Raw genomic sequence first — 14,746 nt, forward strand, 5'->3', positions numbered from 1 at the left:
CTGGCGGCCGCTTCCGGTCCCTCAACCGGCTGGCGGGCGCTCGAATAGGGCGATCGACTCGACGTGCGAGGTGTTGGGGAACATGTTGACCACGCCCGCGCCGCGCAGGCGGTAGCCCTGCTGCCTGACCAGGATCGCCGCGTCGCGTGCCAGGCTCGGCGGGCTGCACGAGATGTAGACGATCCGGCGCGGGCCGTCGGCGGACAGCGACTTGACCAGTTCCAGCGCGCCATCGCGCGGCGGATCGATGAGCATCTTGTCCAGCCGGCCGAAGGCAGCGACGCTCTCGGCGGCCGCTGCGAACAGGTTGGCGACACGGTACTCGACGCGTCCGTCGAGGCCGTTCGCGGCCGCATTCTCGGCCGCACGGGCGACGAGTTCGGCGCTGCCCTCGACCCCGAGAACCTGCGCGCCCGAACGCGCAATGGCCAGGGTGAAGTTGCCCAGGCCGCAGAACATGTCGCCGATGCGCTCGCCCGCCTGTGGCTCGAGGAGAGTCATCGCGCGCCGCACGAGCACGCGATTTATCGCGTGATTGACCTGCGTGAACTCGGTTGGCGAGAAGAAATGCTCGACGCCGAAGTCGGGCAGCAGGTAGGAAAGCGGCGGCCCCTCCGGCGGATGAAAGCGGTAGGCGGTCGCCGGCCCCTGCGGCTGCAGATAGAAGACGAGCGCGTGGCGGTCGGCAAAGTCGCGCAGCCGGATCTCGTCATCGCCACTCGGCGCTTCGAGAACGCGCAACACGAGAGCCGTCACTCGCTCGCCGACGGCCACCTCGATTTGCGGCAGGCGATCGCGGATCGAAAGTCCGCCGATCAACTCGCGCAGCGGCAACAACAGCGCCGACAGGTGTGGCGGGAGAATCTCGCACTGTCCCATGTCGGCAACGTAGCTGCCCTTGCGCTCGCGAAAGCCGACCAGCACGGCGTCTTTCTTGGCCACGAAGCGAACCGAGAGGCGGGCGCGATAGCGATACCCCCACGCCGGACCATGAATCGGCGCGTACAGTTGCTCGGCCCTGATCTCGCCAAGATGGCGCAGGGTGTCCTCGAACAAGCGCTGCTTGGCGGCCACCTGCGCAGCGCTATCGAGATGCTGCATGCTGCACCCACCGCAAACGCCGAAATGCGGACAGCGTGGCGGCACGCGATCCGACGACGGCTCGAGGACACGCAAGGTCCGCGCCTGCTCATAGGTCGGCTTGCGGCGGTAGACGGCATAGTCGACGCGCTCCCCCGGCAGGGCGCCGTCGATGAAGACCGTCTTGCCGTCGACCACGATCAGCCCGCGCCCCTCGTGGTCCAGCGAATCAATGACTCCTGTGGGCATCGTGTCCATCCGCAAAAGAACGGGCGATTCTACCGCAATGGAAATGACTTATCCGGGCGGCGTGACTTTCGCGGCCCCGCCCGATGCGCCCAGCCGACAAGCCGCGACAACGCGCGGCGGCACGCTTCAGACTTGCCGACCCCGGGCCAGGCCTGCTATCTTCGCCAGGAAATTCCCCGGAAGATTCGCCACACGTACGCGGAGTTCTCCTGATGAGCAGTCGCCTGATCACCCACTGGGCCGAGCACGATAGCGCGGTTCAGGAAATCCTCGAACGGTCGCCAAGCCGACTCCTGATCTTCGACGAAGATCTGTCACCCCTCAAACTCGAACGGCCGGAGCGAATCGCCGCGCTGAGTCGCCTGCTGAGTTGCGAGCAGGCCAGCAAGCAACTGACCATCGTCGTCAAGAAAGCGGAATTCGTCCGGCGCTACAGCCCGCGCCTGATGGCCCTGCTCGGCGTGCATGCGCCAGTGCTGACCATCATCCACGCGCCGCCCCATCTCGAAGCACTCACCGACTCCTTGCTGATTGCCGACGGCAAACACGCGCTGGTCCGCTTCCACCGCGATCATGCCCGCTGTCGACAGATCCTCGACGACGTCGAGGAGTGCCAGCCCTACGCCAAGCGCTTCGACGAGATTCTCGGCGAAGGCGGCGACCGGCTGAGCGCGATAACCCTCGGTCTGTAGGCACCGGCGCAGGCTTGGCGCGGAAACGGTCAGCGCCGCCTGAACGACGCCAAGCGAGGCATGGACAGACGCGCGCAGCCACAGCTGGCGCGATTTCGGCTACACTCGCCGGCTTTTTGCGGAGGCGATCGCCGTGACACGCGCCCAGGCCAATCTCCTGCTACTCGCCGTCGCCCTGATCTGGGGTTCGGCGTTTGTCGCTCAGGCTGCGGGCATGGTCGGTGTCGGGCCGCTGACCTTCACCGGCATCCGCTTCCTGCTCGGCACCGCCGTGGTCGCCCCGCTCGCCTGGCGCGAGTGGCGCCTGCTCGCCGTGCGTCAGGCGCAGCCCTTGCCCCGCGATGCGCTCGGCATTGGCGCCCTGGGCGTGCTGCTGATGCTCGGCGCCGCTTTTCAGCAGATCGGCATCACCAGCACGACGGTGACCAACGCCGGCTTTCTCACCGCACTGTACGTGCCGCTGGTGCCGCTGCTCTGCTGGCTGCTGCTGCACACACCGGCACACTGGTCGGTGTGGCCGACGTCGCTCGGCTGCCTCGCCGGCACCTGGCTGCTCTCCGGCGCGCAGAGCGTCGACCTCGTCGTCGGCGACCTGTGGGTGATGGCCAGTAGCGTCTTCTGGGCGCTGCATGTGATTTTCGTCGGGCGCATCGCCGAGCGCCTGCATGCGCCGTTTCTGATCGCCTGCGGGCAGTTCCTGGTCTGCGGGCTGCTCAGTCTGCTGTCGGCCGCGCTCACCGAGACGCTCACCCTCGACGGCCTGGCGCTGGCAGCGCTGCCGATCGCCTACGCGGGACTGGTATCGGTGGGCATCGGCTACACCACGCAGGTCGTCGCGCAACGCTATGCACAGCCCGCCGACGCGGCGATCATCCTCTCGGCAGAGACCGTTTTCGCGGCCATGTTCGGCTTCCTGCTCATGGGCGATCGGCTGAACGCCGAAGGCATCGCCGGATGCGTGCTGATTCTGGTGTGCATCGTCGCGGTGCAGATCGCGCCCCTGGCTGCGGCCGGCAGACAGGCGCTGGCCGCGCGACGCGCACCATAGGGGGCAGCCAACCGGGCTGCTGCGCCTCAGCCGCGGCGAACCTGCGACAGAAAGGCCTGCGCGCGCGCGTGGTCCGGATTGGAGAAGAAGTTCTCCGGGGTCGTGTCTTCGAGAATCACGCCTTCGTCGAAAAAAATCAGCCGATCGGCAACTTCGCGCGCGAAACCCATTTCGTGCGTCACCGCCAGCATGGTGATGCCGCTGTGCGCCAGCTCGCGCATCACGGCCAGCACTTCATTGACCATTTCCGGGTCCAGCGCCGAGGTCGGCTCGTCGAACAGGAGCACCTTGGGGTCCATGGCCAGCGCCCGCGCGATGGCCACCCGTTGTTGCTGGCCGCCGGATAGCTGCACCGGGTACTTGTCCGCCTGGTTGGCGAGGCCAACGCGCTCGAGCAGCTTGTGCGCCTTGGCCTCGGCGTCGGCCCTGCTCATCTTGCGCACGCGCATCGGCGCCAGGGCGACGTTGCGCAGGATGCTCAGGTGCGAGAAGAGATTGAAGCTCTGGAAGACCATCCCGACCTCGCGACGAATGGCGTCGAGATTCTTCACGTTGTCGTTGAGGACGATGCCGTCGATGACGATCTCGCCCGAATCATGCGCTTCGAGGCGATTGAGCGTGCGCAGGAAGGTCGACTTCCCGGAACCGGACGGCCCGACGATGGCCGTCACCTGCCCCTCGTAGAAAGTGGCCGAAACGTCCTTCAGCGCGACGAAGGAACCGAAACGCTTGCCGATCGCCCGCGCCTCGATGATCGGTCGCAGACTTGCCTCGGCGGCTGCTGTGTTCATGCGCTGCGCCCCCTAGCGCTTCTGTCCGACGTCGAGCCTGGCTTCGAGAGCGGCGGTGAGCGTCGTGAAAGCGGTGGTCAGGATCAGATAGATGGCACCGATGGTCAGGAATACCGGAATCGGCTGATAGCTCTGCGCCTGCACCCGGTAGCCGATCATGGTCAGCTCGACGACGCTGATCGCATAGGCCAGCGACGAATCCTTGACCAGCGACGCCAGGTTGTTGGCCAGTGCCGGCAGTGCGACGCGCATGCTCTGCGGCAGGACGACGTCCATGAAGGTCTGCAACGGGCTCAGCCCTAGGGCACGCGCCGCTTCCACCTGGCCATGCGGAACGGCGAGGATGCCGGCGCGCACGCATTCGGTGTTATAGGCGCCGATATTCAGCGACAGGGCGATCGCCGCACAGGCAAAGTCGGAAAGGATGACGCCCTCGGGCATCAGCTCGGGCGCCGCCAGCCAGACAAAAAGAATCTGCAGCAGGAGCGGCGTACCGCGTATCAGCCACACGTAGGCGTCGCAGAGCACGCGCAGTGGCCAGAACTTCGACACCTTGCCGAGCCCGGCCAGGACGCCGATGACCACCCCGACGGAGCCGGCAATCAGCGTCAGCCAGACGGTGATCCGCGCCCCGTCGGCGAACTGCTGCGCCGCCGGGCCGACCGGCGCCGGCATTGCCGAGAGCGGGATGGCCATCCCCCAGAGAAAGGCGAGCAGCCCGATCATCGCGCCGAACATCGTCCATCCGGGGTTGTTCCTGGTCCAGTTCATGCTGCCTCAGTCACCTACTCAGGGGCGGCAGGAAACGTCTTCCTTGAAGTATTTCTGCGACAACGCCTGGTAGCTGCCGTCCTTCATCACCTCGGCCAGCGCGTGGTTGAGTTTCTCGGCAAGTTCCTTGTTGCCCTTGGGCATGATCATCGAAACCTTCTCGACGAAGACCAGCTCGCCGCCAACGATACCCGCGTCGGGGTTCTTGTCGAGCGTGCCCTTGACGGTGAACTTGTCGGAGATCCAGGCATCGACCTTCTTTGCGCGCAGCGCCGAGAAAGCCTCCGGGTCACCCTTGTAGGTCTTGATGGCCTTGATGCCCTTGATCTTCTGCGCGGCACCCGCGTAGGTGGTCGCCAGTTGCACGCCGACGGACTTGCCGTTCAGCGCGGCAACGGTCAGCGGGCCGCCCTTGTGCGCGGCGATCTGGCCACCGGTGCAGTAGTGCGGATTGGCGAAATCGACCGACTTCGCCCGCTCTTCCGTAAAGCCATGCGAGGCAATCGCGAAGTCGAAACGATCCTGCTTGAGCGCCGCAATCTGGGCATCGAAAGGCACCACGCTCCATTCCAGCTTGAGGCCCAGCTTCTTGGCGATGACCTCGGCGAGCTCGACTTCGAAACCGGTAAGCGTCGAACCTTCGTAGTAATTGAACGGCTGGAAGGCACCCTCGGTGGCCGCCTTGATCGTCCCCGACTCCTGGATCGCTTTCCATTCACGCGCGTTCGCCGCACCTCCAATCAGCAGCGTTAGCGGAATAACGACACTCAACAACCTGGCTAGAAATCGCATGACACCTCCTGTCGATAAAGATCGGACGCCCGAAACAAGGCTTCGCCATCGCCGCCGTACCGTGTGAGCCCGGCCATGGCGGTGAAAACGGAGCACAGAGTACAACAAACAGCGGCAAAAGAGAGCAACTACAGCGCGCGGCGGCCAGCCCGTCATTGCGAGCGCAGCGAAGCAATCCAGGGCTTGGCAATGGCGGCGGTCGGAAGGCACTCGGCAAACAGGTGGAAACGTCACTGACAGGAGGCGTTGTGAGACGCCGCAGAAAGCCGCAGAAAGCCGCAGAAAGCCGCGGGAAACCGCGGGAAGCAGCCGCCGGCCTGCCGAGTCACGCTTCCGCCGCGCGCGCCTTGCCGTCGGGAAACTCCAGCCGGAACACCGAACCCTGGCCGGGCGTGCTTTCGGCGTACACGCGCCCGCCCATGCGCTGCATGGCTTTCCTGACCAGGGCCAGGCCGACGCCGGTGCCGGCGTAGTCCTCGCTGCGCTGCAGGCGCTGGAACATCTCGAAAATTCGGTCGTGGAAGCGCATGTCGAAGCCGATGCCGTTGTCTTCGATGGCCAGCTTCGTCGAGTGGCCGCAGCGCTGCCCGCTGATGCGGATCAGCGGCGACGGCACACCGGCACTGAACTTGACGGCGTTGTCGATCAGGTTGCGGACGACCACGGTCAGCCCCTGCGGATCGGCGCACACGGCAAGCTGGTCGAGGTCGATTTCAACTCTTGCGCCCTGCTGGCCGATGACCCCGTGCAACTCGGCAAGCACCTCGTCGACCAGCGGACGCAAGGCGACCGTCACGCGCTGCAGAGCGCAGCGTTCCAGCCGCGAATAGGCGAGTAGATCGTCGATGAGGTCGTTCATCTGCTCGATGCCACGCGCAATGTTGGCGAGGAACTGCTGCCCGTCGGCGTCGAGTTGCGCGCGGTAGTCGTCGGCCAGCATGTGGCTGTAACCGGCGATGCCCCGCAGCGGCGCCTTGAGATCGTGGGCGACGGCGTAGGCAAAGGTCTCCAGCTCCCGGTTGGCGGCGGCGAGCTGGCGGGTGCGTTCCTGCACCCGCTCTTCGAGTTCGTCGCGGGCGCGGGTCAGGTCGGTCTGCACTGCCTTGAGCGGCGAGACGTCACGCGCGATGCCGAATACGCCGCGCACTTCGCCGGCGATGATCAACGGCCCCTTGGTGGTCAGATACGGCGCGCTCCGACCACCCACGCGCACGGTTTCCTCGTAGATCTCGACCTGACCGCTGGCCATTATGCGCTGGTCATCGGCGCGAAAACGTTCGGCGACCTCGCGCGGGAAGAGTGCGAAGTCGTCGCCGTTCACGACGGCGTCGGGAGACTGTCCGACCAGATCGGCGAGGGCGCGGTTGCCGATCAGATAGCGCCCGTCCTCGTCCTTGACGAAGATGGCGTCGAGCGAGCCTTCCACCAGAGCCGCCAGCATGCCGTGGAGGTGCTCCAGTTCGGAGGCCTTGGCGACCCGTTCGCTGATGTCCTGCACCGTTCCCAGCCGGTACAACGGCGAACCGTCACTGGCGCAGACCGTTTCGCCGCGTTCTTCCACATGCTTGACCCGAGCACCGGGAAAAAGCAGGCGATGGACGATGACGTAAGGCGCGCGCGTGGCCAGCGACTCACGACGCGCCGCGTCGACGGCTGCCCGGTCGTGCGGATGGATGGCGTGGAGAAAGTCCTCGTAGGAAGCGACGACGGACTGCGGGGCGATCTCGAAAATGCGGTAGAGCTCGGCGCTGCCGCTCAGGCGGCTCGTTGTCAGGTCCAGCGACCAGCTGCCAACATGCGCCAGTCGCTGCGCCTCGTTCAGGCGCGCCTCGCTCGCCCGCAGCGCGTTCTCCGCCTGCTGCTGGTCTTCCAGAACACTCAGCAGGGCCCGCCGCGAACGCTCGCCATTGTCGGGGTTGTCGGGGTGCTCTGGCGGTGTCGTCACGACGTCAGTTCCGCCCCGTCGACCCATGCGCGGCCTGGCTGGGATAACGTGGCGGCTGTCCGTGTTCGGCAAGCAAGGCGTTGATCTCGGCCTTGAGTTCCTGCACGCGGTCTTCGCGGCCGAGCATCACGGCCTGCCAGCGGGTCAGTTCGTCGAGCTGGCTTTGCAGCTTGTGCTGCATCGCGCGCCAGTCGGTGACGTCCTGGATGGCGCCGAACAGGCGACCGGGCTTTCCCGTCTCGTCATAGTCGATATCGACGCGCACGCTGACCTCGCGCACGCTGCCGTCAGGACGCAGCAGCCGATACCAGAGTTCGCCGATGTCGTCGCCTGGCCGGCTGGCCAGCATGCGCTGCAGATAGGCGTCGTGGCGCTCGCGGTCACCCGGGTGGACGCGGGCGATCAACTCCTCATAGCTCAGTTGCAGCGACTGCGGCTCGAGGCCGAAGAGGCGATAGGTTTCGTCGGACCACAGGATGCGTCCGTCGGCGACGCGGAATTCCCAGTGGCCTAGGCGGGCGAGGGCCACCGAGGCCTTCTGCCGCTTCTCGCTGTCGTCGAGGGCGTGCTGGCGGCGGGCCAGTTCGCGCTTGAGCTGGCGATTCCAGCCGAGGATGACCAGATAGGCGACGAGCGCCAGCGCCAGCGCGCCGAGCAACCAGGGTACCGCGCGGACCAACAGCGTCGGCTTGCTCAAACGCACAAGCTGCTCGGCCTGTTGCGGCACCCAGCGCTGCAAGATCGCGTTCCTGCGCTCCGCCGGGATGGCCGCGAAGGCCTTGTCGAGGAGTGGCGCGAGTTCTGGCCAGTCCTTGCGCACGCCGAAGCGCTGATTGTTGTCGGCCATGTCGAAAGCGACGTTGACCTTGAGATTGGTGATGCCGCTCTGCGCCGCCAGGAAGATGTTCACGCCGATCACGCCGACATAGGCGTCGGCAGCGCCGGAGGCCACCGCACGCAGGCCGTCAAGCGGATTGGCGACCAGCAGGGGGCGCAGCTGCGGGTATTCGTTGAGCACCCGGCGGCTCGACGAATACCCCTCGACGAGCACCAGGCGCAAGGCCTCGAGATCCTTGAGCGAATGCAGCTGCGCGGTCTCGCGGCGGGTCACGACGACCAGCGGGGTGATCAGGTAGGGGGCGCTGAATTCGAGAAAAGCCTCGCGCTCGGGCAGATGGGCGACGGTGGCCACGGCATCCAGCTGGCGCGCGCGCACCGCGTCCATGAGCTGCGGCCAGGAGAGGTCGGCGACGAACTCGAAACGGACTCCCAGTAACGCGGCGATCTCGGCCATGAAATCGGCCGCCACACCCTGCACCCGGCCGTTCTCGTCAAGGAAGGTGTAGGGGCCGTAGCCGGCATCGATGCCCATGCGGATCACCGGGTGCTCGGCGAGCCAGGCGCGTTCGGCGCCACTCAGGTCGAGCTCGGCAGCGCGCAACGAAGCGCTCGCCGCCAGCAGCAGCAGGCAAAGACCGGTCAGAAGGCGAACGACAAACGGCATGTCTTGTCCCCGGGTCAAATCGGTTCAGGTGGACGCGCGCACAAGATCAACGATACGCGCCCGCCGTCCCGCCGAATCTACTCCGTCGGATAACCCGCGTCTTCGATGATCTGGCGGATATCGCCCTCATCGACCATCGCCGTATGCTCGATGGTCGCCTGGCCGGTTTCCAGCGACACGTCGACGTGGCCGATGCACGGCAGGTCCTGAATGGCGTTCATGACCAGGCGCAGGCAGTCGTCGGACTTCATTCCGGTGATCTTGAGGGTGGTGGTCGGCATCGCATTTTCCCGTTCGCGGTGAGCGCTCATTGTAGCCGCTGTCGCCAGGGTCACCGCAACCCGCGCCGACCGGTGTAGTGCTGCATTCTTGATGAGACTTTCAGCGACCCTGAGAGCAGCGTGAAAGCGCAGGGTAGCTGGAGTTCGCCCGGCCCATACCTCTGCCCGCGTCGCCAAATCCGGGCAACCATTCCCCAGCCATCGTCATTGCGAGGAGGCGTAGCCGACGCGGCAATCCAGTTCCATTCTCTGACTGCAGGTGCACCACATCAGCCAGGCGAAAAACAAGACCTCTGGATTGCCGCGTCGGCTGCGCCTCCTCGCAATGACGTGCACGCTGCTGGGGCGCTGCTTTTCCGACGCGACTTTTAGCACGCTGGACAGCCGCTTGAAACCCTGTCGCCGCCGGCATTCTTAGCTTCCCTACTGCGTAAAACACTACCCTAGCCCAGACTCAGCGCACCCTGCATCGACTGCGCCAGCGGCAGCGCCAGGCAAAGACGCGTGCCGCCTTCCGGCGACGGCAGCGGTCGCAGGCTGCCGCCGTGCAGGGTGGCGACGCGCTGGGCGATGGCCAGGCCGAGGCCGCCGATGCCGCCGCTGCTACGCCGGACCGGCGGGTCGCGCAGCGATTGCCCACGTTCGAGGCGGAACAGGACTTCTTCGGGCAGACCGCTGCCGGTGTCCTCGATGGTGATCCGGGCCTGGGCGCCATCCTGGGTGACGCTGACCCGCACCGGTGCGCACTCCGGCGCATGACGCATGGCGTTGTCGATGAGGTTGGTCAGTGCGCGCTCGATGAGTTGCAGGTCGCCGTCGAGCTCGAGGCGTCCGGGGGGTTCGCCGTGCAGGGTCACCGGCGGCGGTCCGCCGTTGAGCGCGAATTTCTGCACCGCGTCGGCGACCAGTTCGTCGAGCCGGAAGCGCTCGCGGTGCAGCAGCTGGTCGGTCGATTGCAGCGCCGCCAACTCGAAGAGCTGCTGCGAGAGCCGACGCACCTTGTCGCTCTGCGCGAGCGCCGCGGCGAGGACGCGCTGGCGCTGCGCGGGTTCGCCGAGGCCCTTGCCGGCCAGCGCTTCGAGATGGCCGTGCAGCGCGGTCAGCGGCGTCCGCAGGTCGTGCGCGACGCCGGCCATCGTCTCGCGGTGCGCGCTCGCCTGCTGCTGTTCGCGCGCAGCCTGCGACTCGATGCGCTCGGTCATGGCGTCGAAAGCGGCGCCAATGGCCAGCACTTCGTCGCCAGCGCTCGGCGACGAGCGGCTTGCGGCGGCTTCGCCAGACTGCCGGCGGCGCTGGCTGTAGTCGCCCATGCGGCGGGCGAGCCGGTGCAGGGGCTGCGTCAGCCGACGCAGGGTAAAGGCGCCGACCGCCAGGGTCACCAGCAGACCGAGTCCGGCGACCAGTGCGGTGCCCTGCCAGACGCGGCGCTGACTCAGCTGCCCGGCGACCGCTTCGCGCGCCTGGCCGTCGAGGACGATGTACAGGTAACCCGGCGGGCGGCTGTCGCCGGCACGCGGCGGAAACATCGCCGCACTGAAGATGCGCGGGAGACCCGTGCCCATCGGGTCGCTGCCGCGCAGCGGCAAGGCGCCACCGGCCAGGAAGTCGCGCACCGGGCGCAGGTCCACCTGCTCCTGGCGCACCATGCCGGGGTCACCAATGTAGGCCTGCACACGGCCGTCGGCGTCGAGCACGTAAACCTGGATGCCCGGGTTGACGACCATCAGCATCGACAGCAACTCGTCGCGCGCCGCGCGATCGGCCTGGTCACGGTCGGCAAGGGTGATCTCCGGCCAGTGTTCGACGATGTGCCTGGCCAGCCCGTGCGACAGCCGCTGCAGGGATTCCTGCTCGTCCTCGGCGGCGACGTGCCAGCCGAGCACCCCGACCAGCGTGCCGTAGGCGAGCAGGAGCAAGGCCATGGCCATCGTCAGGCGCGAGGAAAATGAACGTCGCGCGTGCCGCACGGAACACGCTGACGAAGACCGCGTGGCATGCGCGGCGCCAGGGCTCACATTGCTCACATTGCGCTCACCGCTCATCACGGGATCTCTTCGAAGCGGTAGCCGACACCCCAGACGGTGACGATGCGCTGCGGGTCGCGCGGATCGTCTTCGATCTTCGTGCGCAGGCGGTTGATGTGCGAGTTGACGGTGTGCTCGTAGCCGTCGAAGCCGGCGCCCCAGACGCGCTGCAGGAGTTCGCCGCGACTGAAGGCGCGGCCCGGGTGGCGAGCGAGAAAGTGCAGCAGGTCGAACTCGCGCAGGGTCAGCGGCACGGCGGTGTCGCCGCGCTGCAGTTCGCGGCGCTCGGTATCGAGACGGAAGGGGCCGAAGCGCAACTCCGACGAGGCGACCGCAGGCGATGAACGCAGCTGCTCGATGCGGCGCAGCAGGGCACGCACGCGGGCGACCAGTTCGAGCATCGAAAACGGCTTGGCGAGGTAGTCGTCGGCGCCGAGTTCGAGGCCCAGCACGCGGTGCGCCTCGGCCGAACGCGCGCTGAGCATGATCACCGGCACGTCGGCATGGCGGGCGCGCAAATGGCGGCAGACGTCCCAGCCGTCGGCGCCGGGGAGCATCAGGTCGAGGAGCACCATGTCCCAGCGCTGGCGATCGATGGCCGCCATCGCGCGCAATCCGTCGGACTCGCGATGCAGGCGATAGCCGGCTTCTTCGAGGTGCAGGCGCAAGGCGCCGGCAATCGCGTCGTCATCCTCGACGAGGAGCAGCTGCTCGTTCATGCGCCCAGCGGCGCGGCGCGCTGCGGGTGCCGACGCCGGAGGACGGTGAACAGAGAGCCGGCGGCCGTCGTCTTCAAACAGTTCTCACACGGGTGACGCCGTCGCCAGAGGCGAATCCGCGCTCTCGGCGCCTGTTTTACGACGCCGGCGGCCGACCCAGCCAATGGCCAGCAGTCCAGGCAGCATCAGCGCCAGGCTTTCCGGCTCGGGCACCGTCGCGAAGCTGATCCGATAGACCTCGCTGGTGGCGCCAAGGCCACTGTTGAAAACGTAGCCGGCGGCCGTATTGACGCCGTTGAACGCCGCCAGTCCGGCGAAGTTCAAACCGACGTTGCCGCCTTCGGCAGTCCGCAGGGTGGCGTCGCTGCCGGCGACGAAAGCGGCGGCAGCGCTATTGAAGGTTTCCGATCCCGCGTCCCAGATGTCACCCGCGGTCTGCACGATCGACGAGATGAGCAGATTGCCGGCAGCGCCGAACAGCTGATACTGCGTCGGCGAATCGTTGCCTATGAAGTGATCGTTGCTGGGCAAGGCCATGGCCGCGAAGGTAAAGAAGGGATTGCTGGTCGAGTCGATCAGCGAGAAGAGCTTACTGCTGCTCGCGCCAGGCAGCAAGGCGCCGCCAATCGCGGCGCGCGTCGACGTCGGATCGGCCGCGGCGAAGGCGGCCTGCCATTGTGCACCGCCACCCAGTTCGGCGACGGAAATGATTTCCGGGCCGGCAGGAGAGCCGCTGTCGAAAGCGTCGAAGCTACCGTTGTTGAAACCCACGTGCAGCGGCGCAAAGCCGATGCTGTTCGCCGCAGCGAGATTTTCAATGGTCACCATGAGGTTGACCTGTGCGGCGCTGGCAGCAGAGCAAACGGCCAGCGCCGCAGCACCGGCCGCCAGGCGGAAAGGGATGGAAAGGCGTTCGTGCATCTGGGTTCTCCTCGAGGAAGGAAGCGGATGGAAAGCGAGCCGGAAAACCCGAGCTCGCACGAACGATGATAGGAAGCGATTCTCCCGCAGTCCTCATGGAATATTCACGCCGCGGTGAACATTGCGCCCGCAGGCACACGGCGACAGCGCCCGTCACCCGCAGCAAGGAAGGTCGGCACGCTTGCCGGCCACCCCGCCAGGATGCGGCGAGCGCGCCGCAGCCGGTGCCTGCCGGGCAAGGCCGGGCTGTTCGTCGGGCGATGCACCGGCAAAGTAGAGAACGCGCCGGACATACTGCTGCGTCTCCAGGCACGGATGCGGAGGCACGGCGCCGCACCGCCCGACGCTTCCCGCACCCGCGTCGTAGGCCGTGGCCATCGAACGCCAGTCACCGGCGAAGCGCTCGTGCAGCTGGCCCAGATACGCCAGAGCGGCGCGAATGTCCTGCTCGCCATCGACGATGCGGGGACCGCCAGAATTCTGCCGCGCAGCTGTGGCGAGCTGCATCACGCCCTGTGCGCCGCCTTCCGGAACGGCGGCGGGATCGAGGTTCGACTCGACCAGGGCGATGGCCAGCGCCAGACGCTCATCGACCTTGTACTGGCGCGCGGCGCTACGGATCGACTGGGCAATCCTCTGCCGGGCGCGCGGCTGCGTGGACAGATAGGCTTCGATGTCGAAGGACTGCGTTTGCAGGCCAGCGGCGAAGGCAGCGCAAGGTTCGCCGAGAACCACGTTGTCGACGCGGGGATCGTAGTACTGGAGCGCCTGCGTGTTGCCGAGGCGGGTAGCCAGGGCGAGATAGGAATTGGCCAGACCCGGGTTGCGCAGGGCGCGGGGCGCGCTGGCCAGCACACGGCCGACGTGGAAGAAGCCTTCGCTGCTGCCCATCGTTCCGGCGTCGCAGTAGAGCGCCATGGCCAGCATCCGGTTCTTGCCGATGCCGATCCCCAGTTCGGCGGCGTGCGCCTGGGCCAGCGCGGCCTGCACGCGTGGCGTCTGAACGTCGCCTTCGGCCCGCGCCGGCAGACCATGAAGCCCGGTCGCCAGCAACAGCACCAGCAATGCGCTTCGCATCATCTTCTTTGCCCCTGCTCGCCCAGCTCACGGCCATCGTCCGCGGGCTCGCCCGCGGCGCGAGGGTGGCAGCCCGGTTGCCGGTCACGGCGAACCGCTGCCTACGGACAAAGTCTCTCAGCTGGGGCGTGCGAGGCACAGGAACTAATGCGCACTGCGGACATTGCCGGGCATTGCCCGCCATTCGCGGACCTTGTCAGGCGTTCTTCCCGGCCGCCGAGCGCCTACTGCAGGGTTGCGATGTACTCCGCAACCGCGTGCGCCTCGAGTTCGGTGAGCTTGGCAGCAACGGTATGCATGACGGCGTTGTCGTTGGTACGTTCGCGGGTGTTGAACTGCTTGAGCTGGTCTTCGATGTAGCGTGGGTGCTGCCCGGCCAGGCGCGGCAATTGCGGCGTCCCATAGCCCTTCTCGCCATGACAACTGGCGCAGGCCGGCAGGCCCGAGAAGGGATTTCCCTGGCTGAAGATATACAGGCCGACACCAAGCAGCGCCGTATCCCGCGACGTTTTTGCCGGCACGCTCTTGCTCTCGAAGAAGGCACCCAGTGCCTTCATCTCGGCCGCCGTCAACTCCGCAGCCTGCGGCTTCATGGTCTCGCTCTTGCGCTTGCCGCTCTTGAAATCGGCGAGCTGCTTGCTGACATACTCGGCATGCTGCCCGGCCAGGCGCGGGAAGACGACGCTTGCCGCCTCGCCTTCCTTGCCGTGGCAAAGCGAGCAACGCTCGACGACGATCTGCTGCGCGCGCGCCTGATCGGCATTGCTGTCCGCCTGCGCGGGCAGCGCCGACAGCGCCGCCAGGGCGCTCGCCGCGAGCAGGGTGCTATATTGGTAAGCCAATTGATTTCTC

14 protein-coding genes are annotated in these 14,746 nt (G+C 66.7%); 2 read left to right on the plus strand and 12 right to left on the minus strand.

Annotated elements, in window-relative coordinates:
- Positions 1-21: 21 nt before the first annotated feature.
- Complete coding sequence (gene rlmD / locus QZ634_RS20670; RefSeq protein WP_291991369.1) at positions 22-1,329, minus strand: 23S rRNA (uracil(1939)-C(5))-methyltransferase RlmD; 1,308 nt, start codon at positions 1,327-1,329, stop codon at positions 22-24.
- Between the two features lie 212 nt (positions 1,330-1,541).
- Between rlmD and QZ634_RS20675 the strand changes: the two genes are divergently transcribed.
- Both QZ634_RS20675 and QZ634_RS20680 read left to right on the plus strand, forming a co-directional pair.
- Positions 1,542-2,021, plus strand: coding sequence for a hypothetical protein (locus QZ634_RS20675; protein WP_291991370.1), 480 nt, complete (start codon positions 1,542-1,544; stop codon positions 2,019-2,021).
- 133 nt (positions 2,022-2,154) lie between these two features.
- A complete protein-coding gene (locus QZ634_RS20680) occupies positions 2,155-3,069 on the plus strand; it encodes a DMT family transporter (protein ID WP_291991371.1) in 915 nt (304 codons plus the stop codon).
- Between the two features lie 26 nt (positions 3,070-3,095).
- Here the strand turns inward: QZ634_RS20680 and QZ634_RS20685 are convergent, their stop codons facing one another.
- The 11 genes from QZ634_RS20685 to QZ634_RS20735 all read right to left on the minus strand — a co-directional run bounded on the left by QZ634_RS20685 (position 3,096) and on the right by QZ634_RS20735 (position 14,736).
- Complete coding sequence (locus QZ634_RS20685; protein ID WP_291866359.1) at positions 3,096-3,860, minus strand: amino acid ABC transporter ATP-binding protein; 765 nt, start codon at positions 3,858-3,860, stop codon at positions 3,096-3,098.
- A 12-nt stretch (positions 3,861-3,872) separates the two neighbouring features.
- Positions 3,873-4,631, minus strand: coding sequence for an amino acid ABC transporter permease (locus tag QZ634_RS20690; RefSeq protein WP_043563183.1), 759 nt, complete (start codon positions 4,629-4,631; stop codon positions 3,873-3,875).
- A gap of 18 nt (positions 4,632-4,649) precedes the next feature.
- Entirely contained in the window at positions 4,650-5,423 is a 774-nt protein-coding gene (locus tag QZ634_RS20695; protein WP_291991372.1) for an ABC transporter substrate-binding protein, read from the minus strand.
- Between the two features lie 325 nt (positions 5,424-5,748).
- The gene (locus QZ634_RS20700) at positions 5,749-7,368 is read right to left on the minus strand and encodes a PAS domain-containing sensor histidine kinase (protein ID WP_291991373.1); all 1,620 of its coding nucleotides are present in this window, start codon (positions 7,366-7,368) and stop codon (positions 5,749-5,751) included.
- A gap of 4 nt (positions 7,369-7,372) precedes the next feature.
- Entirely contained in the window at positions 7,373-8,872 is a 1,500-nt protein-coding gene (locus QZ634_RS20705; RefSeq protein WP_291991374.1) for a transporter substrate-binding domain-containing protein, read from the minus strand.
- Positions 8,873-8,949: 77 nt separating this feature from the next.
- Positions 8,950-9,153, minus strand: a complete 204-nt coding sequence (locus QZ634_RS20710) for a heavy-metal-associated domain-containing protein (protein WP_291991375.1) — start codon at positions 9,151-9,153, stop codon at positions 8,950-8,952.
- Between the two features lie 443 nt (positions 9,154-9,596).
- On the minus strand, positions 9,597-11,075 hold the full coding sequence (locus QZ634_RS20715; protein ID WP_291991376.1) for a HAMP domain-containing sensor histidine kinase: 1,479 nt from the start codon (positions 11,073-11,075) through the stop codon (positions 9,597-9,599).
- Positions 11,076-11,194: 119 nt separating this feature from the next.
- A complete protein-coding gene (locus QZ634_RS20720) occupies positions 11,195-11,896 on the minus strand; it encodes a response regulator transcription factor (RefSeq protein ID WP_291991377.1) in 702 nt (233 codons plus the stop codon).
- A gap of 84 nt (positions 11,897-11,980) precedes the next feature.
- A complete protein-coding gene (locus QZ634_RS20725; protein WP_291991378.1) occupies positions 11,981-12,817 on the minus strand; it encodes a spondin domain-containing protein in 837 nt (278 codons plus the stop codon).
- A gap of 153 nt (positions 12,818-12,970) precedes the next feature.
- The gene (locus QZ634_RS20730; protein ID WP_291991379.1) at positions 12,971-13,897 is read right to left on the minus strand and encodes a transglycosylase SLT domain-containing protein; all 927 of its coding nucleotides are present in this window, start codon (positions 13,895-13,897) and stop codon (positions 12,971-12,973) included.
- Positions 13,898-14,118: 221 nt separating this feature from the next.
- Entirely contained in the window at positions 14,119-14,736 is a 618-nt protein-coding gene (locus tag QZ634_RS20735; protein ID WP_291991380.1) for a c-type cytochrome, read from the minus strand.
- Between the last annotated feature and the right edge of the window lie 10 nt (positions 14,737-14,746).

The organism is Candidatus Accumulibacter sp. ACC007, from assembly GCF_907163205.1.
GTDB lineage: Bacteria > Pseudomonadota > Gammaproteobacteria > Burkholderiales > Rhodocyclaceae > Accumulibacter > Accumulibacter regalis.

What these genes read in the sequence shown, in the direction of transcription:
- rlmD (WP_291991369.1), bottom strand. Translation starts at nt 1,329, where the DNA reads ATGCCCACAGGAGTCATTGATTCGCTGGACCACGAGGGGCGCGGGCTG.
- QZ634_RS20675 (WP_291991370.1), top strand. Translation starts at nt 1,542, where the DNA reads ATGAGCAGTCGCCTGATCACCCACTGGGCCGAGCACGATAGCGCGGTT.
- QZ634_RS20685 (WP_291866359.1), bottom strand. Translation starts at nt 3,860, where the DNA reads ATGAACACAGCAGCCGCCGAGGCAAGTCTGCGACCGATCATCGAGGCG.
- QZ634_RS20690 (WP_043563183.1), bottom strand. Translation starts at nt 4,631, where the DNA reads ATGAACTGGACCAGGAACAACCCCGGATGGACGATGTTCGGCGCGATG.
- QZ634_RS20695 (WP_291991372.1), bottom strand. Translation starts at nt 5,423, where the DNA reads ATGCGATTTCTAGCCAGGTTGTTGAGTGTCGTTATTCCGCTAACGCTG.
- QZ634_RS20705 (WP_291991374.1), bottom strand. Translation starts at nt 8,872, where the DNA reads ATGCCGTTTGTCGTTCGCCTTCTGACCGGTCTTTGCCTGCTGCTGCTG.
- QZ634_RS20710 (WP_291991375.1), bottom strand. Translation starts at nt 9,153, where the DNA reads ATGCCGACCACCACCCTCAAGATCACCGGAATGAAGTCCGACGACTGC.
- QZ634_RS20715 (WP_291991376.1), bottom strand. Translation starts at nt 11,075, where the DNA reads ATGGCCTTGCTCCTGCTCGCCTACGGCACGCTGGTCGGGGTGCTCGGC.
- QZ634_RS20720 (WP_291991377.1), bottom strand. Translation starts at nt 11,896, where the DNA reads ATGAACGAGCAGCTGCTCCTCGTCGAGGATGACGACGCGATTGCCGGC.
- QZ634_RS20725 (WP_291991378.1), bottom strand. Translation starts at nt 12,817, where the DNA reads ATGCACGAACGCCTTTCCATCCCTTTCCGCCTGGCGGCCGGTGCTGCG.
- QZ634_RS20730 (WP_291991379.1), bottom strand. Translation starts at nt 13,897, where the DNA reads ATGATGCGAAGCGCATTGCTGGTGCTGTTGCTGGCGACCGGGCTTCAT.